Origin of the sequence: Paraburkholderia yinzeri (assembly GCF_046581065.1) — a bacterium.
Lineage (GTDB): Bacteria > Pseudomonadota > Gammaproteobacteria > Burkholderiales > Burkholderiaceae > Paraburkholderia.
On the sequence record NZ_JBFOCJ010000001.1, the window covers coordinates 2,056,980 to 2,074,438 of the forward strand.

16 protein-coding genes are annotated in these 17,459 nt (G+C 68.0%); 9 read left to right on the top strand and 7 right to left on the bottom strand.

Annotation, left to right across the window (positions count from 1 at the left end; translation table 11 throughout):
• Positions 1-343 precede the first annotated feature (343 nt).
• From WJ542_RS09860 to WJ542_RS09870, 3 genes are all read left to right on the top strand, one after another.
• Entirely contained in the window at positions 344-1,735 is a 1,392-nt protein-coding gene (locus tag WJ542_RS09860) for an NCS2 family permease (protein ID WP_411189120.1), read from the top strand.
• Positions 1,736-1,897: 162 nt separating this feature from the next.
• The gene (locus WJ542_RS09865) at positions 1,898-2,341 is read left to right on the top strand and encodes an ArsR/SmtB family transcription factor (RefSeq protein WP_411189121.1); all 444 of its coding nucleotides are present in this window, start codon (positions 1,898-1,900) and stop codon (positions 2,339-2,341) included.
• A gap of 8 nt (positions 2,342-2,349) precedes the next feature.
• Entirely contained in the window at positions 2,350-2,679 is a 330-nt protein-coding gene (locus WJ542_RS09870) for an SRPBCC family protein (protein WP_411189122.1), read from the top strand.
• A 139-nt stretch (positions 2,680-2,818) separates the two neighbouring features.
• Here WJ542_RS09870 and WJ542_RS09875 read toward each other — a convergent pair whose 3' ends face one another.
• Positions 2,819-3,001 carry a hypothetical protein gene (locus WJ542_RS09875; RefSeq protein ID WP_027797668.1) on the bottom strand — a complete coding sequence of 61 codons (183 nt, stop codon included), beginning with the start codon at positions 2,999-3,001 and terminating at the stop codon, positions 2,819-2,821.
• Positions 3,002-3,118: 117 nt separating this feature from the next.
• Positions 3,119-4,024 (bottom strand): NAD-dependent epimerase/dehydratase family protein, encoded by a 906-nt coding sequence (locus WJ542_RS09880; RefSeq protein WP_411189123.1) that lies wholly within the window; start codon positions 4,022-4,024, stop codon positions 3,119-3,121.
• Positions 4,025-4,135: 111 nt separating this feature from the next.
• Between WJ542_RS09880 and WJ542_RS09885 the strand changes: the two genes are divergently transcribed.
• The 5 genes from WJ542_RS09885 to WJ542_RS09905 all read left to right on the top strand — a co-directional run bounded on the left by WJ542_RS09885 (position 4,136) and on the right by WJ542_RS09905 (position 10,450).
• Positions 4,136-5,050: a LysR substrate-binding domain-containing protein gene (locus WJ542_RS09885; RefSeq protein ID WP_411189124.1), complete on the top strand. Its 915-nt coding sequence runs from the start codon at positions 4,136-4,138 to the stop codon at positions 5,048-5,050.
• Positions 5,051-5,156: 106 nt separating this feature from the next.
• Positions 5,157-6,683, top strand: coding sequence for a histidine ammonia-lyase (gene hutH, locus WJ542_RS09890; protein ID WP_411189125.1), 1,527 nt, complete (start codon positions 5,157-5,159; stop codon positions 6,681-6,683).
• Positions 6,684-6,751: 68 nt separating this feature from the next.
• Complete coding sequence (gene hutC / locus WJ542_RS09895; RefSeq protein WP_411189126.1) at positions 6,752-7,447, top strand: histidine utilization transcriptional repressor HutC; 696 nt, start codon at positions 6,752-6,754, stop codon at positions 7,445-7,447.
• A 277-nt stretch (positions 7,448-7,724) separates the two neighbouring features.
• Positions 7,725-8,402: a hypothetical protein gene (locus WJ542_RS09900; RefSeq protein WP_411189127.1), complete on the top strand. Its 678-nt coding sequence runs from the start codon at positions 7,725-7,727 to the stop codon at positions 8,400-8,402.
• A gap of 68 nt (positions 8,403-8,470) precedes the next feature.
• Positions 8,471-10,450, top strand: a complete 1,980-nt coding sequence (locus WJ542_RS09905) for a DUF3857 domain-containing transglutaminase family protein (RefSeq protein ID WP_411189128.1) — start codon at positions 8,471-8,473, stop codon at positions 10,448-10,450.
• Here the strand turns inward: WJ542_RS09905 and WJ542_RS09910 are convergent.
• From WJ542_RS09910 to glgC, 5 genes are all read right to left on the bottom strand, one after another.
• Positions 10,447-11,646 (bottom strand): branched-chain amino acid ABC transporter substrate-binding protein, encoded by a 1,200-nt coding sequence (locus tag WJ542_RS09910; RefSeq protein ID WP_411189129.1) that lies wholly within the window; start codon positions 11,644-11,646, stop codon positions 10,447-10,449. The two genes, WJ542_RS09905 and WJ542_RS09910, sit on opposite strands and share 4 nt — an antisense overlap.
• 64 nt (positions 11,647-11,710) lie before the next feature.
• Positions 11,711-12,172, bottom strand: coding sequence for a hypothetical protein (locus WJ542_RS09915; RefSeq protein WP_411189130.1), 462 nt, complete (start codon positions 12,170-12,172; stop codon positions 11,711-11,713).
• A gap of 78 nt (positions 12,173-12,250) precedes the next feature.
• Entirely contained in the window at positions 12,251-13,114 is an 864-nt protein-coding gene (gene pdxY / locus WJ542_RS09920; RefSeq protein WP_411189131.1) for a pyridoxal kinase PdxY, read from the bottom strand.
• A 209-nt stretch (positions 13,115-13,323) separates the two neighbouring features.
• Complete coding sequence (gene glgA, locus WJ542_RS09925; protein WP_411189132.1) at positions 13,324-14,796, bottom strand: glycogen synthase GlgA; 1,473 nt, start codon at positions 14,794-14,796, stop codon at positions 13,324-13,326.
• A gap of 25 nt (positions 14,797-14,821) precedes the next feature.
• Positions 14,822-16,087, bottom strand: a complete 1,266-nt coding sequence (gene glgC / locus WJ542_RS09930; protein WP_411189133.1) for a glucose-1-phosphate adenylyltransferase — start codon at positions 16,085-16,087, stop codon at positions 14,822-14,824.
• Between the two features lie 328 nt (positions 16,088-16,415).
• Between glgC and WJ542_RS09935 the strand changes: the two genes are divergently transcribed.
• A complete protein-coding gene (locus WJ542_RS09935; protein ID WP_411189134.1) occupies positions 16,416-17,450 on the top strand; it encodes an alpha/beta fold hydrolase in 1,035 nt (344 codons plus the stop codon).
• The last annotated feature ends 9 nt before the right edge of the window (positions 17,451-17,459 follow it).

The window sequence follows — 17,459 nt, forward strand, 5'->3', positions numbered from 1 at the left end:
CGCGAGTCTGGTGCGGCCTGGTGTATACGCGGGGGCGCCCCGCCCGCAGCACCCTGTCATCTCAAATATAAGGATCGTGGCATGTCCTGAATGCGATTCCCGCGATGGGAGCCTGGATTGTGTTCGCCTAACCTTCGATCCAGCAAAAAAAGATGTCAAAACGATGTGAATCGCCGCGCCCACACGCGGTGGATTCGGAGACAAAGCCGTCACCGGCATTTTTGCTTCGAGTGTGCCGGCGGCTCGCGCATCGCGCCGACACGACTTATTCCAATCGAGACGAACCTGACGACGGACCCGGCAAGGGCTGCGTTTCAGCACGCTGATAAAGGAGGCACTCACCATGATGGAACCCCAGGCCACGCCGCTCGCCGAGACGGCCGGCGCCCAGGTCGAGCCGATCGGCACGACCGGCTTCCTCGACCGCTACTTCGACATTTCCTCGCGCGGCAGCTCGCTGCGCCAGGAGGGGATTGCGGGCGTCACGACCTTCCTCGCGATGGTCTATTCCGTGTTCGTCGTGCCGGGCATGCTCGGCAAGGCGGGCTTCGACACGAGCGCGGTGTTCGTCGCCGTGTGTCTGACCACGGCGTTCGGTTCGCTGCTGATGGGCCTGTGGGCGCGCCTGCCCATCGCCATCGGCTGCGCGATCTCGCTCACCGCGTTCACCGCGTTCGGTCTCGTGCTCGGCAAGGGCATGAAGCCCGAAGTCGCGCTCGGCGCCGTGTTCCTCATGGGCCTCGTCTTCACCGGCATCTCGGTGACGGGCGTGCGCTCGTGGATCCTGCGCAACCTGCCGCACGGCATCGCGCACGGCACAGGCATCGGCATCGGCCTCTTCCTGTTGCTGATCGCCGCGAACGACGTCGGTCTCGTCGTGAAGAACCCGGGTGCGGGCCTGCCCGTCACTCTCGGCCACATCACGTCGCTGCCGGCGATTCTCTCGGTGGCGGGGCTCGCCGCGATCTTCGGTCTCGTGCGCCGCCGCGTGCCGGGCTCGATCCTGATCGTCATCGTCGCGATCTCAGCGCTCGGTTTCGTGCTCGATCCCGAGGTGAGCTTCCACGGCGTGTTCGCCTGGCCGACGCTTTCCGCGCCGGGCCATGCCTCGCTGATCGGCGCAATGGACATCAAGGGCGCGCTCTCGCTCGCCGTGCTGCCCAGCGTGCTTGCCCTCGTGATGACGGCCGTGTTCGACGCCACCGGCACGATCCGCGCCGTGGCGGGCCAGGCCGGCCAGCTCGACGAGAACGGCCGCATCATCAACGGCGGCCGCGCGCTCACGGCCGACTCCCTTTCGTCGATCTTTTCGGGCTTCTTCGGCGGCGCGCCGGCGGCGGCCTACATCGAATCGGCGGTGGGCGTTTCGGCAGGGGCGAAGACGGGTCTCGCCGCAGCCGTGGTGGGCGTGCTGTTCCTCGCGGTGATGTTCTTCGCGCCGCTCGCGGGCCTCGTGCCCTCGTATGCGACGGCTCCGGCACTGATGTACGTGGGCCTCATGATGCTTTCGAGCGTCTCGCGCCTCGACATGGCCGATATGGTCGACGCGATGTCGGGCCTCGTCTGCGCCGTGTTCATCGTGCTGACCGCGAACATCGTCACGGGCATCATGCTGGGCTTCTGCACGCTCGTGATCGGCCGCATCGTGAGCGGCGAGTATCGCAAGCTGAACGTGGGGACCGTGGCGATCGCGGTGGTGCTGGCCACGTTCTACCTGGGCGGCTGGGCCATCTGATCCGTGCGCTGACACGGTAATGGCCCGGCCTTTCGGCCAGGCGGACCCGGCGGCCCGCCCGGCCGGCTGCACGGCCCGCGTCGCGTTACGGCGGCGCGGGCCGTGCGGCTTTTTGTGCCGCTCGCGCTTGACTTCCCTCATTCGTTTCCTATGCTTAACCGCATGGTTAAGCATGAAGACGACGCGTTGAACCGCACCTTTGCCGCGCTTTCCGACCCCACGCGGCGCGCGTTGCTCGCGCGCCTTTCGCAGCAGCGCGAGCTCTCCGTAAGCACCCTGGCGCAGCCGTTCGCGATGTCGCTGCCCGCCGTGATGAAACATCTCGACGTTCTGGTCGAAGCGGGTCTCGTCACGCGCGAGAAAACGGGGCGCACGGTGGCGTGCCGCCTTGCGGCCGCGCCGATGGAAGAAGCGATGCAGTGGCTGATGCGCTACCAATGCTTCTGGAACGAACAACTCGATCGCCTCGCGGCGTTCGTCGAGGAGGACGCATGCCGGCCAGCCCCGAATCCGGTTTCTCCAGCAGTCCCGGTCTCACTCTCCGGCGGCGTATCAACGCGAGCCCCGCGAAGGTCTACGCGGCATGGACGCAGCCGTCGCAACTGATGCAGTGGATGTATCCGAACGACCACGTCTGCCTCCACGCCGAAGCCGACGTGCGCGAAGGCGGCCGCTTTCGCGTCATCATGCGCGCGCCGGATGGCGAGCAGCACGACGTGAGCGGGACGTATCTGGAGGTGGTGCCCGACGCGCGGCTCGTTTTCACGTGGGTGTGGCGCAGTACGCCCGAGCGCGAATCGCGCGTGACCGTGATGCTGCGCGAGGACGGTCACGCGACGGAGCTCACGCTCAAACACGAGCGCTTCTTCGACGAAGTCGCGCGCGACGCGCATGAAGGCGGCTGGTCCGGCGCGCTCGATCATCTGGTGGAGCGGTTTCGCTGATCCGGCGCGAGCAGCGTTGCTCACGAAACGCAAAGGAGGGCACAACGATGGATGCGCACAAGATCGTTTCGCAGGACGAACGACTTGCGGCACGCAAGACGCTGCTCGCGGACGAACACGCCTTCACGCCTCGGCGCGCCTAGAGCGCCATGTCGAAAGCTGGCCGCAGCAGGACCTCGATCGCCATGACGATGAGTCCCATGGCGCCGGCGGCGAGCGTCAGCGTGCCATATTCGTCGTAGCGCTTATCGTAAAGACACGCGACGATGAACAAGATGGCGAGCAGATTGGTCAGCCAGTAGAAGTTCAGCGCGAGGAACATCGGCGTATCCGTAACGCGGGCGAAGAGGCGGCAGTCCTGACAAATTGGACAATTCAATTCGCCGGATTCTAGCGAACCGACCTTACGGATACGCAACAGCAATGTGGTCTGCAGCGCTTATTTTTGCGCCATGTCCATCTCCGTGCGGATCCACTCCGTGACCGAGCTGCGACGCGGTTGCCAGCCTAGCAATGTGTGGGCGCGTCCGCCGCGTACGCGGCTGTTCGAGCCGAGACTGTACGAGGCCATCTCGTAGCCCCATTCCTCGATCGCCGCTTCGAGCGGCCAGTCCTGCGGTTCGCCGAGCTTCATGACTTCGGCGAGCGCCGCGGTCATGTCGCGGAACGCGGCCTCGCCGCTTTCGACGAAATAGAACGTGCCTGCAGGCGTTTTTTCGAGTGCGAGCCGGTAGAGTTCGGCAACGTCGTCGATATGAACATTCGACCAGAGGTTCGCGCCGCGCCCCACGTGACGCATGACACCGCTCTTTTGGGCCTGGCGGACGAGGCGCGGCAACTGCACGCTGGCCGCGCCCGGCACGACGCCCCCGCCGTAGATCAGCGTATTGCAGAGCACCGCGCTGCGGATGCCGCGTGCCGCGCCCGCCAGCACCAGACGATCGATGGCCACGCGCGGCGCCTTGTCGGCGGTCGGCTCGGGCAGGGCGTCTTCGCGGTAGATGCGCTCGGTCGGCTCGCCGCCCGAGGCGTCGCCGACGATGCTCGAACCGCTCGTATGCAGCAACACTTTGCTCGAATCTTCGAGCGCGTCGAGCAGCGCTTCCACCGCGCCGCGATGATCGCTGCTCGCGGCGTTGATGACGGCGTCGGCGGCGCGCGCTTCGGTCATCAGCCGGTCGCGATCGTCGAGATCGCCCGCCACCGGTTCGATGTCGAGCTTTTCGAGGTCGGCGAACTGCTCGGGCCGGCGCACGAGGCCGCGTACCGTATGGCCCGTACGCGCGAGATGCGCCGCGACCGATCCGCCGATAAAACCACCCGCGCCCGTTACGAAAATCTTCATGGTTTGCTCCTGCTGAGAGGTGGATGAGAGGTCGATGACGGCGAGTATCCGCCGTGCGGCCGCACGCACAAACCGTGTTAGGCTCAAATGAATCTTGACTGCGGATCAACAATGAAGACGTCCACCGACGAACTGCTCGTATTCGTCACCGTGATCGATGCGGGGTCGATCACCGCCGCCGCCGAGAAGCTCCAGCAGACCGTCTCCGGCGTGAGCCGCGCGCTCACGCGGCTCGAAAAACAACTGGGCGTCGCGCTGATCCTGCGCACCACGCGGCGGCTACAACTGACCGGGGAGGGCGAGTTGTTTCTCGAGCGTGCCCGCGCGATCCTCACGGCGATGGAGGACGCGGAGGAGGCCGTCGCGCGACATCGCGAGGCGCCTTCGGGGCGTTTGCGCGTCGACGCGGCCACACCGTTCATGCTCCATTGCATCGTGCCGCACGTGGCCGGGTTCGCCGCGCGCTATCCCGCGATCCAGCTCGAACTGACCAACAACGAGCGCATCGTCGATCTGCTGGAGCAGCGCGTGGATGTGGCGATCCGCATCGGCGCGCTGCAGGATTCGACACTGCATGCGCGCGCGCTGGGTACGAGCCGGCTGCGGCTCGTCGCGAGTCCTGCGTATCTTGCCGCGCACGGCACGCCGCACGATGCGCAGACTCTGCGCGAGCGCCGTTTGATCGGCTTCACGGCGCCCGCGCATCTGAACCGCTGGCCTTTGAGGGGGGCGCGCACGGACGAGGGCGGAGAGAATGCCGCAACGCCATACCTGCCGATCGAGCCGTCGCTTTCGGCGTCGAGCGGGGAGACGATTCGCCAACTGGCGCTCGCCGGCGCCGGCATTGCCTGTCTCGCCGACTTCATGACCGCCGCCGACCGCCGCGACAACCGGCTCGTGACCGTGCTCGACGACGCGCTGGCCGACGAGCGTCAGCCGATCCACGCCGTCTACTACCGCAGCGAGGCGCTGGCGGCCCGCGTGCAGTGCTTTCTCACATTCATCGGGAGCCGGCTGGAGCTGTAGGGGCGCCGCCTCGTGGCGTGTACCGGGGCGGCGACATGCGGAATCTGTTGTCTATACAAGCTGACCAGGCTAGACTTCAGTGCACTTGTATAGACAGGATTCGACAATGCGACTCACGCCCGGCCACCTGACCCTGCCCCAATTGCGCCAGATCGCGCGCGAGGCAGTGAAACTCGAACTCGATCCGGCAAGCTTTGCCGCCATCGACGCGTGCGCGCAAGCTGTTGCCGACATCGCCGCGAAGGGCGAGCCCGCCTACGGCATCAATACCGGCTTCGGCCGCCTCGCGAGCACCCACATTCCGACCGACCAGCTCGAACTGCTGCAACGCAATCTCGTGCTCTCGCACGCCGTGGGCGTGGGCGAGCCGATGGCGCGCCCGGTCGTACGCCTCCTGATGGCGCTCAAGCTGTCGAGCCTCGGACGCGGCCACTCGGGCATCCGCCGCGAGGTGATGGATGCGCTCATCGCGCTCTTCAACGCCGACGTGCTGCCGGTGATTCCCGTCAAGGGCTCCGTGGGCGCCTCGGGCGACCTCGCGCCGCTCGCGCATATGTCGGCCGTCCTGCTCGGCATCGGCGAGGTGTTCATTCGCGGCGAGCGCGCCAGCGCCGAAGCGGGGCTTGCTGCCGTCGGCCTCAAACCGCTCACGCTGCAGGCCAAGGAAGGTCTCGCACTCCTGAACGGCACGCAGGCCTCCGCGGCGCTCGCGCTCTACAACCTCTTCGCGATCGAAGACCTGTACCGCACGGCGCTCGTCTCGGGCGCGCTGTGCGTGGACGCGGCGGCGGGCTCGGTCAAGCCGTTCGACGCGCGCATTCACGAACTGCGCGGACATCGCGGCCAGATCGAGGCGGCGGCGGCCTACCGCTCGCTGCTCGAAGGCTCGGCGATCAACCTTTCGCACCGCGACTGCGGCAAGGTGCAGGACCCGTATTCGCTGCGCTGCCAGCCGCAGGTAATGGGCGCGTGCCTCGACCAGATGCGCCACGCGGCGCAGGTGCTGCTCGTGGAAGCGAACGCCGTCTCCGACAATCCGCTGATCTTCCCGGACACCGGCGAAGTGCTCTCGGGCGGCAACTTCCACGCCGAGCCGGTAGCGTTCGCCGCCGACAACCTGGCGCTTGCCGCCGCTGAAATCGGCGCGCTGGCCGAACGCCGTATCGCACTGCTGATCGACGCGACGCTCTCGGGCCTGCCGCCGTTCCTCGTGAAGGATGGCGGTGTGAACTCGGGCTTCATGATCGCGCACGTGACGGCGGCCGCGCTCGCCTCGGAAAACAAGACGCTCGCGCATCCGGCTTCGGTCGACTCGCTGCCCACGTCGGCGAACCAGGAGGACCACGTATCCATGGCGACCTTCGCCGCGCGCAAGCTTGCCGACATCGCGGACAACACGGCGAACATCCTCGCGATCGAGTTGCTCGCCGCCGCCCAGGGCGTGGACCTGCGCGCGCCGCACCAGACGAGCCCGGCGCTCGCGCACGTGATGCAGACAGTACGCAGCGAGGTGCCGCATTACGACCTCGACCGCTATTTCGCCCCGGACATCGCGGCCATGACGCGTCTCGTGCAGAACGGCGTGATTGCGGCGCACAGCCCGCTGGCGTTCGAGTCCGAAGCCGCAGCGTGATGGTCGCCGCCATGAAGCAGGCGACGAGGCAACGCGCCGCGCACTTGCCGGGTCATGGTGCCTGAGCGATGAACGCACCCGCGTACCAGGGCATCAAGGACTTCATCCTCACGCGCATCGATGCGGGCGAGTGGAGGGAGGGCGACCAGGTGCCTTCGGAGAACGAACTGGCGCGCGAGTTCAAGGTCGCGCGCATGACCGTGAACCGCGCGCTGCGCGAGCTGACTGCCGAGCAGGTGCTCACGCGCGTGCAGGGCGCGGGCACCTTCGTCGCACGGCCGAAATACGAGTCGACGCTCGTGGCCATCCGCAGTATCTCGGACGAAATTCTCGCGCGTGGCCACCGCTATCGCGCCGAGGTGCTGGAGATCGGCGTGCTGCCCGCCGACGCGGCGCTCGCGGTCGAAACCGGCCTTGCCATGAACGACAGGCTGTACTACTCGCGCGTGCTCCACTTCGAGAACGACGTGGCCGTGCAACTGGAGGAGCGCTGGGTCAATCCAGCGGCGGCGCCCGAGTATGCCGGCCAGGACTTCACGCACATCACGCCGAACCAGTACCTCATGCGCGAGGCGCCGCTGCAGCGCGTGGAGTACCGCATCGAGGCGCTGGTGCCCGACGGCGAAACGCGCACCCGCCTCGCGATGGGCGAGTCCGAGCCCTGCCTCGTGCTGCACCGGCGCACGTGGTCGCGCGGACTGGTGGCGTCGGTGGCGGATCTCTGGCATCCCGGCAGCCGCTACCGGTTCACCGGGCATTTCTAGCCCGGCCGTCGCGCCGCGGCGTTTTTTCCGTCTTTGCGCATTTTCCGTCCCGCTTTCCAGCCTATAAAGCGTGGCATCTTCCTCTTTCTCCGTTTTCCGTGTTTTGCCCCCCCCGGGCACGCAGGTTGCGCGCGGCCTCCTGGAGCGACTAACCTTCAGTCACTGGTCCGGCCGGTCACGCCGGGCCGCACGGCGCGCGTGCGAGAGAGGGAGCGCACGGCTCGCGTGCGAGAGAAGGAACGCACGGCCCGCGTGCGAGAGAGGGAGGATTCGAGCGATGGAAGATACCGGCGCAACGCTCACGCCCATATGGCGTGCGAATCTCGCGCTGCTGACCCGTGAAGTGGGCGCGGCCACGCGGCTTGCGCGAATGATGACGTTTTCCGCCAGTTACATGAAGCTGATCCTGTCGGGACAGCGCGATTTCAGCGGCGAGTTCGTGCGCGGCGTCGAAGCCGTCACGGGCTTGCCCGAGGGATGGATGGACGTGCCGCACGGCGCCGACGAGGTGCCGGAAGTCGCCCGCGAGGCTATCGGCAACGAGACGCCGCACGCCCGTTTTCGCGGCACGGCGCATCCCGTGCGCAAGCCGCCGGTGCTGCGCGCCGAGCCGATCTTCGGCCAGAAGGCGGCGCAGCGGGGCGACGAGCGCGCGGCCGCCGGCCAGCAGCAGGCCGGACGCATGGCGGGCCTGCGCAAGATGCGCGATCTGGCCGCGCAGGACGTGCGCAAGCTCGAACGCTATCTGGGCGCGCCGCCCGTCGAGCCGGCCGTGCTGCGCGCGCGCATCGAGGAAGTGATCGCGGTGATCGAGGCCGACGAGCGCGTGCGCGCCGATCTCGCCGGGCGTCTCGAACAGATCGAAAAGCATCGCGAACTGCTGCTGCGTCACGTGACGAAGCTTTACGCCTTGCTCGTGCGGCTCGGCGAGGATCCGGGAGGCAACCGGCCCTAGCGGTCCTGGGCGCGCACGCCATCCATGCCGTCCACGCTGTCCACGCGCAGTTCGGCGAGGATCTGCCGATGTGCTACAAAGGCAGACATCGCTACCGTTCCCGTGAGGTTGTCTTGCACCTGCGCGCCGCGGCCTTTGCGCTCTGTCTGCTGCTGGCGGGAGGGGCCGCGTATGCCCAGCCGCCGGGCAGCACCGGGCCCGCTCCCACGCCCGGGTCGGCGGAACCTGCCGCCGATGCTGCGGACGTCGCGCCCGCCACGCTCGAGCGCGACGTCCACTTGTTCATCGTGCAAAAGGACGGCTCGGTCGTCGAGCGGGACGACTCGACGATGCGCGCGAACACGACGGCGGGCGTCGACCAGGTGGCGCAGCGCTACGTCTGGTTCAATAAGGATATCGAAACGATTACCGCGCTTTCGGCCGAAACCGTCGATCCGGACGGCACGGCGCATCCGGTTGGCCCCGAGGGCATGCGCGACGTGCAGGAGTCGCGCTCGGCCGGTGCGCCGACCTTCGAGGACGGCGTGCTGCGCACGGTCATCTTCCCCGGCGTGCAGCCGGGCTCGCGCGTGCGCCTCGTCTTCGGCAAGCGGCGCGCGAGGCCGCTGCAGGCGGGCACGTTCTCGTATTTCGTCGAGCCGACGGGCGAGCCCGTGGAATTCCAGCGCCTCGTCTTCGACCTGCCGGCCGACGTGCCACTCTACGCCGACGCGCGCGGCTACGTCGCGCTCCCGCCGGTCACGTCGAACGGGCGCACCCGCTATACGTTCGATTACCGGCACGGAGCCTATGCGCCGCTGGAACCCGGCGCGGTCGCCTATGTGAACTGGGGCGATCGCCTGATGGTTTCGACGGTGCCGGACTTCACGGCCTTCGCCGCGCGTTACCGCGACGCGGCGGCCGACCCCAGCGCGACCGACCCGTCCGTCGCGGCGCTGGCCGCTGCGCTGACGGCGGGCGCGGGCGACGAACGCGAGAAGGCGCGGCGCCTCTACGACTGGGTGCGCTTCAATATCCGCTACGTGGCGCTGTTTCTCGGCGAGACCGAGGCGGTGCCGCATCGCGTAGTGGACATCCTGCGCAACCGTTACGGCGACTGCAAGGACCACGTCGCGGTCTTCACGGCGTTGCTCGCGGCGGCGGGCATACGTTCGGAGGCGGCGCTGCTCAATCTCGGCCCGGTCTATTCGCTGCCCGACGTGCCGGGGTATGGCGCCGATGCGATCAATCACGTGATTACCTGGTTGCCGGACCTTGGCCTTTTTGCGGATACGACCGCGGGCGGGGTCGCGTTCGGCTATCTGCCGGCGGGCGTGATGGACCGTCCGGCGCTGCTCGTGGACGACGGCGTGCTCGTGCGCACGCCGGCGACGCAGTTGCGCGCGCGCAGCGCGAAGCTCGCCGTCGAGGTGGGGCGCGACGGCGACGCCGGGTATCGCTATTACGTCGAGGACGAAGGCGCGGGGGCGGAGCCCGAGCGCAACACGTTTCGCCGCTCGACGCGCCAGACGGCGCAGCAGTTGGCTGCGCAGCGCTTGCGGGCAACAGGCCTTTCCGGCACGGCCCGCATCGGGACCGGACCGCTCGACGCGACGTTTGGCCCGTTTGCGACCACCATCACGGGCACCCTCGATCACGTTGTCTGGCCCGATGGCACGACGGCGCTGCCCGCGCTATCGAGCCTCTCGGGCGGCATCGCCACCCAGGTGGACTACTGGCTCGCCCAGCCGCGCAGAACGCAGCCCTGGGCCTGCGTCGGCGGGGATTTCGACGAAGCGGGGCAGATCGTGCTGCCGGCGACCGTGCGCGTGACCGACGTGCCGGAAGACGTGAGCGTGACGGGCGGCCCGCTCGCCTATACGGCGCATTACCTGTTCGATCCGGGTTCGCGCACGGTGCAGGTCGTGCGCCGTCTTTCGGCGCACTTCGGCCATCAGATGTGCTCGGTCGCCGAGTTCGAGCAGATGCGCGATACGCTGTTGCGCATCGAGCGCGATACGCATGCGCAGATCGTCGTGCGCGCGCGGGACGGCGGGGCGGGGGCCTAACCGCCCTGGGTCGTTACCGGCACCCAGACGCCTTTCTTCACGAGATAAAGCGTGGACGCGCCATTGCGCAGCGAGCCGTCGCGCTCGAAGGCGACATGGCCGGTGACGCCGTCGAAGGCGATCATCTTCAGCGCGCTGCGGTACACGTCGGGCTGTGCCGACCTGGCGAGGACCATGGCATGGATCGCCGCCCACGCGGCATCGTAGCCGAAGGGCGCATAGGCGAGCACGTCGGTGCCGTAGCGGCTCCGGTATTTCTGGGCGAAACGCGGGCCGTCGGGTAACTGCGCGAGCGGCCGGCCGTACTCCCATGACATCGCGCCTTCGGCCGCGGCGCCCGCGTCCTGGATGAAGGCCGAGTTGACCACGCCGCCGCCGCCCACGAACTGCGGCGTCATGCCCAGGGTTTTCATCTGCCGGACGATGGCGGCCGCCTGGTGCGCGAGGCCGCCGAAGTAGACGAGGTCGGCGTCGGTGCGTCGAATCCTTGCGAGCTGCGTCGCGAAGTCGTCGGTATTGCTGGTCGCGAATTCGCGCGCGACGACATTGCCGCCATGCGCGCGCACGGTGCGCTCGAACACGTCGGCCTCGCCCTGACCGAAGGCGCTGCGGTCGTCGATGATGGCGATACGCTTGACCTTCATCGTGTCGACGGCCCATGCGCCCGCAATGCCCGCGTTCTGCGCATCGTTCGAGATCACCATGAACACGTTCGCAAAGCCCTGCGAGGTAAGCGTGGGATTGGTGGCGGCGGGATCGATCATCGGAATGCCCGCGGTCTCGTAGATGCGCGAAGCGGGAATCGCCGTGCCCGAGTTGAAGTGGCCGACCACGGCCGAAACGCCCAGGTTCACGAACTGCGCCGCGGCTTGCATGCCGAGGCGCGGATCGCCCTGGTCGTCGAGCGGCACGAGTTCGAAGTGCGCGGTCTGGTCGCCGATCTTGATACCCTGCGCGTTCGCCTCGTCGAGCGCGAGCTGCACGCCGTTCTCGAGGTCGTGGCCGTAGTTCGCATCGTCGCCTGTCAGTGGCGCGACGAAGCCGATGCGTACGGTGAGCGGCGTAGCCGCGAGGGCGTTGGATATCGCGCCGGGGGCCGTGATCCCTACCGCGACGGATACCGCGGTCGATACCAGGCCGGCGACCACGGCCGCGAGCAGGGTAGCGGCGAGAGTCGGCGGGGCCAGCGGTCTCATCGTGACTCCTTGCGCCGCGAAGGCGCGGTGTGCCCGCACAGGCAGGCCGAACGCCGCGCGGCGCTCAATGGCCGCCCTGCATCTCCAGCAGCGTTTCGCGCAGTTGCATGAGCGGCGCCTTCGTTGCTGCGTCGGCCCAGTCTTCGAGGTCGTCGAGCGCGCGATTGCAGCCGTCGAGCACCACGTCGAGATCGACCGCCACGCCGTTGGCGAGCGCGAAGCGCAGCGTTTCTTCAAACCGCTCGCACTCGTCCTCGCCATAGGCGATGTCGAGGTTGTCGGCGATCGTCTGCGCGATGTCGCTGCGGGCGCGGTCTTCTTCGTCCACGAAATCGATGATGCCGCGCGCCACCTCGGGCGCGTGATAGAGCGCGATGTCGAGCCATTGGGCGGCGTCGAAGTCGCTCTCGTGGCTCTGCGTTTCGAAGTACTCGATCGCTTCCTGTTCGTGCGTTTCGCCGGCGTCGACGGCCAGACAAAGCTGTTCGAAATACTCTTCCTGTTCGCTGCGGATCGGATGGGACATCGGCCATTCTCTTCAATCAATCTGCGCAACGTGCGCGGCCCGCATTATAGGCTGCGCCGGACGTCCTTTCGGGGCATTTCAGGGGGCATCCGCCGCCCAGGCGTCGAACCATTCGCGCGGCCGCGCAATCTGGTCCTGCGCGGCGACGATCTCCAGCTCGTAGCGGCCGGCGTCCCACGTCGCCTTCACGACGGCGTTCACGGCCGCGAGCGTGTGCTCGAAAGCGGGGCGCAGGGTGTCGCCCAGCATCTGCCGCGCGACGAACACGGCGCTCGTCACGTCGCCCACGCCCACGGGCTGGCGCGCGAACGGGTAGAGCGGGCGCTGCGCGACCCATGCTTCGCGCTCGGTCACGACGAGCATGTTGAAGCGGTCGGCGGGGCTGTTGCGGTCCAGCAGATGCTTGACGAGGATCACCTTCGGGCCGCGGCGCAGCAACTGGCGGCACGCCGCGACGGCTTCCTCGACGGTTTCGATCTCGCGGCCCACAAGCCGCTGCAGCTCGCCGTGGTTCGGCATCATCGCGTCGGCCACCCCGGGCATGTGCTTGACAAGAAACTCTTCGATGCCGGGCTCCACGCGGCAGCCGTTGGCCGTGCCCATCACCGGGTCGCAGAAGTAGCGCGCATGCGGATTGGCGGCTTTCACGACGCGCACGATATCGATCACGGCCTCGGCCTGCTCCGGCGTGCCGAGGTAGCCCGAGAGCACGGCGTCGCAGCGCGGCAGCACGCCGATCGCGCCCATGCCCTCCACGAGTTCGACCATCTGCCCGGGGGCGATGGCGCTGCCGGTCCAGTGGCCGTACTGCGTGTGATTGGAGAACTGCACGGTGTCGAGCGGCCAGACATTCACGCCGAGCCGCCGCATCGGGAACACGGCCGCGCTGTTGCCGGCGTGGCCGAACACGACGTGGGACTGGATGCTCAAGACGTTTTTCATGGATCGATCCGCGGTTTCTTATGGCGTCGGGCTGGGTCCGGCGGGATACGGGGCGGGGCATGGGGCAGGGGCATGGGGCGCGCCTCCGCGTGCTCGCACGTGCCCGTGAGGGCGCTGCAGCAACGATAACCGAATTCGGTTCCCCCGGTCGATCACCGCGCGTAGGCGGTGTTGCGCGAAATCGCCAGTCTGCGGGGCGTGCGGGCCCGTCAGGCCAGCTCGCGATAGAGCGCCATGTAGCGCTGTGCGGAGGCGGCCCAGCCGAAGTCCTGCTCCATGCCGCGGCGGCGCGTCTCGCGCCAGTCGCGGCTTCGCGCATAGAGCGCGAAGGCGCGGCGGATCGCGGCCGCCAGCGCGTCGGGCTCGAAGCGCTCGAACACGAAGCCGGTTGCGAGGCCGTCGGCGAGGTTTTCGAGCGAGGCGTCCACGACCGTGTCCGCGAGGCCGCCCACGCGATGCACGAGCGGCAGTGCGCCGTAGGCGAGCGCGTAGAGCTGGGTGAGCCCGCAGGGCTCGAAGCGCGACGGCACGGCCATCACGTCGGCGCCCGCGACGATCGCGTGCGCGAGCGTCTCGTCGAAGCCGAGCTCGACGGCGACGGCATCGGGGTGCTGGCGCGCCGCGCGCGTATAGCCTTGTTCCAGACTCGCGTCGCCGGTGCCGAGCACCACGATCTGGCCGCCGCGCGAGACGATCTCGGGCAGGGCGGCGAGCAGCAGGTCGAGGCCTTTTTGCTCGGTCAGGCGGCTCACCACGCCGAACACGGGTGCGTCGTGCTTCTGCGCGAGCTTCATGCGCACCTGCAGCTCCGCCTTGCAGCGCAGCTTGCCGCTCATGCGCGTGGCCGAGTAGCGTGCCGCGATCGCAGCATCGCTGGCGGGATTCCAGACGGCATAGTCCACCCCGTTGAGGATGCCGACAAGGTCGTGCGCCCGGCCGCGCAGGAGTGCTTCGAGTCCGCCGCCCTGGGCGACGGTCTGGATCTCGCGCGCATAGGTGGGGCTCACGGTCGTGATCTTGTCGGCGTAGTAGAGCCCCGCCTTCAGGAACGAGAGCTGGCCGTAGAACTCCACGCCATGCATGTCGAAGAAGTCCGCCGGCAGGCCGAGGCTGGCGAACTGCTGCGCGGGAAAGATGCCTTGATAGGCGAGGTTGTGAATCGTGAACACCGAGCGCGCCGGCGCCGCCTCGGGCGCAAGGCCGCGCGCGAGCGCCGCCGCCCGCAGGTAGGCCGGCGCGAGGCCCGCATGCCAGTCGTGCGCCTGCACGACACGCGGCGCCCAGTCCGGATCGGCGTGCTGCGCGAGCTGCGCGGCCGCCCAGCCGAGCAGCGCGAAACGCTGGGCGTTGTCGCCCCAGGGAACGTGTTCGCCGTCCAGATACGGGTTGCCGGGCCGTGAGTAGAAGTCGTCGGCGCGGATCATGTAGACGGGCAGGCCGTTCTCCGGCAGGCGTCCCAGTTCCAGTGTCGCTTCGCGGGCGCCGAAGGTGCGGCCAAGGCGCGCGACGGGCCGCAGATCGGCGAGGCCCGCCGCGACCGGCACGAAGCCTGGCAGGAGGAGGCGCGCATCGGCGCCTTGCTCGATCAGCGCAGCCGGCAGCGCGGCCGTCACGTCGGCGAGGCCGCCCGTCTTCAGGAGCGGATAGAGTTCGCTGGCTACATGCAGGACGCGGATGGTCATCGCTCGGGGAACCTCAGGGTGTTGGTCAGCCGTGCACGCGCTCCAGCGCCTCGCGCGTGACGAGCACGACGCCGTTTTCGGTCCGGTAGAAGCGCTCGCCGTCGCGCACCGGGTCTTCGCCGATCACGGTGCCGTCGGGGATCTCGCAGCCGCGGTCCACCACGACCTTGCGCAGGCGGCAGCTCGTGCCCACCGTGACCTGCGGCAACAAGACTGCCTCGGCAATGTTGCAGAAAGACTTCACGACGACATTCGAGGAGAGCACCGAGCGCGAAAGCTGCGATCCCGAGATGACGCTGCCGCCGCAGACGATGAGATTCGTGCCGGAGCCCTGCAGGCCGTTGAGGTCGCGCACGAACTTGGCGGGCGGCAACTGCTCCTGGTAGGTCCAGATGGGCCAGTTGCGGTCGTAGAGGTCGAGCGCGGGGATGGTCGAGGCGAGGTCGAGATTGGCGGCCCAGTAGGCGTCGATCGTGCCCACGTCGCGCCAGTAGGGCTCGGCGGACGGGTCCGAGGTGACGCACGAGAGGCTGAACGGATGGGCGACCGCGAGCCCTTCCGTGACCACGCGCGGAATGATGTCCTTGCCGAAGTCGTGGTCGGTCGCGGACATGGCGATATTTTCTTCGAGCAGCTTGATGAGGTAGGCCGTGTCGAACACATAGATGCCCATGCTGGCGAGGGCGACGTCGGGGTGCCCCGGCATGGCGGGCGGATCGTCGGGTTTCTCGACGAAGCCGATCACGCGGCGCGACTCGTCCACGGCCATCACGCCGAACGCGCGCGCGTCGAGCCGGGGCACCTCGATGCAGCCTACCGTGCACTCGGCGCCGCTTGCCGCGTGGTCGGCCACCATGCGCGTGTAGTCCATCTTGTAGATGTGGTCGCCGGCCAGCACGACCACGTACTTCGGCGAGATCGAGCGGATGATGTCGAGGTTCTGGTAGACGGCGTCGGCCGTGCCGCGGTACCAGTGCGCGCCTTCCACGCGCTGCTGCGCGGGCCACAGGTCGAGGAACTCGTTGAACTCGCCGCGCAGGAAACCCCAGCCGCGCTGCAGATGGCGCAACAGCGAGTGCGCCTTGTACTGAGTGACGACGGCGATGCGCCGTATGCCCGAATTCAGGCAGTTGGAGAGGGCGAAGTCGATGATGCGGTATTTGCCGCCGAAGTGGACGGCCGGTTTGACGCGCTTGTTCGTGAGCGGGCCGAGCCGCGTACCGCGCCCGCCCGCGAGCACGATGGCAAGCGTGGTGCGCTGCAGATCGTTGAGGGTTGCCGGAGTTTCCATGAATGTCTCCATGTCTCTTTGTTTTGCCCCCCGAAAGGGCCGGCCCGGCGCATGGTTTATGAGGTTTGTGACTGCTTGCGCGGCCGGCGTTCTCGTTCGCCTGCATAGACTGTTCTAGCACCGAATCGCGCGCAGTGCGAATGTGGTGCGAATCGCCGCGCGTGCGCGGGTGCAGCAAATGGGCCGTGCGGAGGAGGGGCAGCGTGGCGGCGAGCGTGCCGCATCGCGGCTAGAATCGGCGGCTGGCGTGCTGGCGTGCTGGCGTGCTGGCGTGCTGGCCTGCCCGCGCCGTGTTGACCGATTCGAAGACCGACTGCCTCCCTCGCTCATGATCTTGACCCTCACCCGCAAGCTTTCCCTCTTCGCCATCGCCTGCTGCGCCGCCGCGCTATGCCAAACCGCGCGGGCCGGCGACGAGCCGGCCTTCGGGCCGGAGCTGCAGGGCTTTGCCTACCCGTATACGGTGCAGGACTTCGCGTTCACGTCGCAGGGCCAGGCGTTGCACATGGCCTACATGGACGTGCATCCGGCCACGCCCAACGGCCGCACGGTCGTGCTGCTGCATGGCAAGAACTTTTGCGGCGCGACGTGGGAGCAGACGATCGGCGAGCTCGCGGCCGCCGGCTACCGCGTGATCGCGCCCGACCAGATCGGTTTCTGCAAGTCGAGCAAGCCCGTCGCCTACCAGTTCAGCTTCCAGCAGCTCGCACGCAATACGCATGCGTTGCTCGCTTCGCTCGGCGTCGGGCGGGCGACGATCATCGGCCATTCGACGGGCGGCATGCTGGCGGTGCGCTACGCGCTGATGTACCCGCAGGAGACCGAGCAGCTCGTGCTCGTGAACCCGATCGGCCTCGAAGACTGGAAGGCGCTGGGCGTGCCCGCGCTCTCCGTCGACGACTGGTACGGCCGCGAGCTGAAGACTACCGCCGAAGGCATCCGCCGCTACGAACAGGCCACGTACTACGCGGGACAGTGGCGCCCCGCGTACGAGCCCTGGGTGCAGATGCTGGCGGGCATGTACCGCGGTCCGGGCAAGGCGCAGGTGGCGTGGGATTCGGCGCTGCTCTACGACATGATCTACACGCAGCCGGTGGTCTACGAGTTCGGCCAGTTGCGCATGCCCACGCTGCTTCTCATCGGCGACAAGGACACGACGGCCATCGGCAAGGACGTCGCGCCGCCCGAGGTGCGCGCGAAGATCGGCCACTATCCGGCGCTGGCGAAGGCGGCGCAGCGGGCGATACCGCATGCCACGCTGGTCGAGTTTCCGGATCTGGGCCATGCGCCGCAGATGCAGGACCCGCAGGCTTTCCATGCGGCCTTGCTCGAAGGGCTCGCCGCGTTGCCCGAGCAGCACTGAACGTCGTGC

Coding starts and splice junctions, on each gene's coding strand:
- WJ542_RS09885 (WP_411189124.1), top strand. CDS start 4,136: ATGAAGACGTCCACCGACGAACTGCTCGTATTCGTCACCGTGATCGAT.
- WJ542_RS09900 (WP_411189127.1), top strand. CDS start 7,725: ATGGAAGATACCGGCGCAACGCTCACGCCCATATGGCGTGCGAATCTC.
- WJ542_RS09865 (WP_411189121.1), top strand. CDS start 1,898: ATGGTTAAGCATGAAGACGACGCGTTGAACCGCACCTTTGCCGCGCTT.
- WJ542_RS09860 (WP_411189120.1), top strand. CDS start 344: ATGATGGAACCCCAGGCCACGCCGCTCGCCGAGACGGCCGGCGCCCAG.
- hutH (WP_411189125.1), top strand. CDS start 5,157: ATGCGACTCACGCCCGGCCACCTGACCCTGCCCCAATTGCGCCAGATC.
- WJ542_RS09875 (WP_027797668.1), bottom strand. CDS start 3,001: ATGTTCCTCGCGCTGAACTTCTACTGGCTGACCAATCTGCTCGCCATC.
- WJ542_RS09880 (WP_411189123.1), bottom strand. CDS start 4,024: ATGAAGATTTTCGTAACGGGCGCGGGTGGTTTTATCGGCGGATCGGTC.
- glgA (WP_411189132.1), bottom strand. CDS start 14,796: ATGACCATCCGCGTCCTGCATGTAGCCAGCGAACTCTATCCGCTCCTG.
- pdxY (WP_411189131.1), bottom strand. CDS start 13,114: ATGAAAAACGTCTTGAGCATCCAGTCCCACGTCGTGTTCGGCCACGCC.
- WJ542_RS09905 (WP_411189128.1), top strand. CDS start 8,471: ATGTGCTACAAAGGCAGACATCGCTACCGTTCCCGTGAGGTTGTCTTG.
- WJ542_RS09910 (WP_411189129.1), bottom strand. CDS start 11,646: ATGAGACCGCTGGCCCCGCCGACTCTCGCCGCTACCCTGCTCGCGGCC.
- WJ542_RS09935 (WP_411189134.1), top strand. CDS start 16,416: ATGATCTTGACCCTCACCCGCAAGCTTTCCCTCTTCGCCATCGCCTGC.
- hutC (WP_411189126.1), top strand. CDS start 6,752: ATGAACGCACCCGCGTACCAGGGCATCAAGGACTTCATCCTCACGCGC.
- glgC (WP_411189133.1), bottom strand. CDS start 16,087: ATGGAAACTCCGGCAACCCTCAACGATCTGCAGCGCACCACGCTTGCC.
- WJ542_RS09870 (WP_411189122.1), top strand. CDS start 2,350: ATGTATCCGAACGACCACGTCTGCCTCCACGCCGAAGCCGACGTGCGC.
- WJ542_RS09915 (WP_411189130.1), bottom strand. CDS start 12,172: ATGTCCCATCCGATCCGCAGCGAACAGGAAGAGTATTTCGAACAGCTT.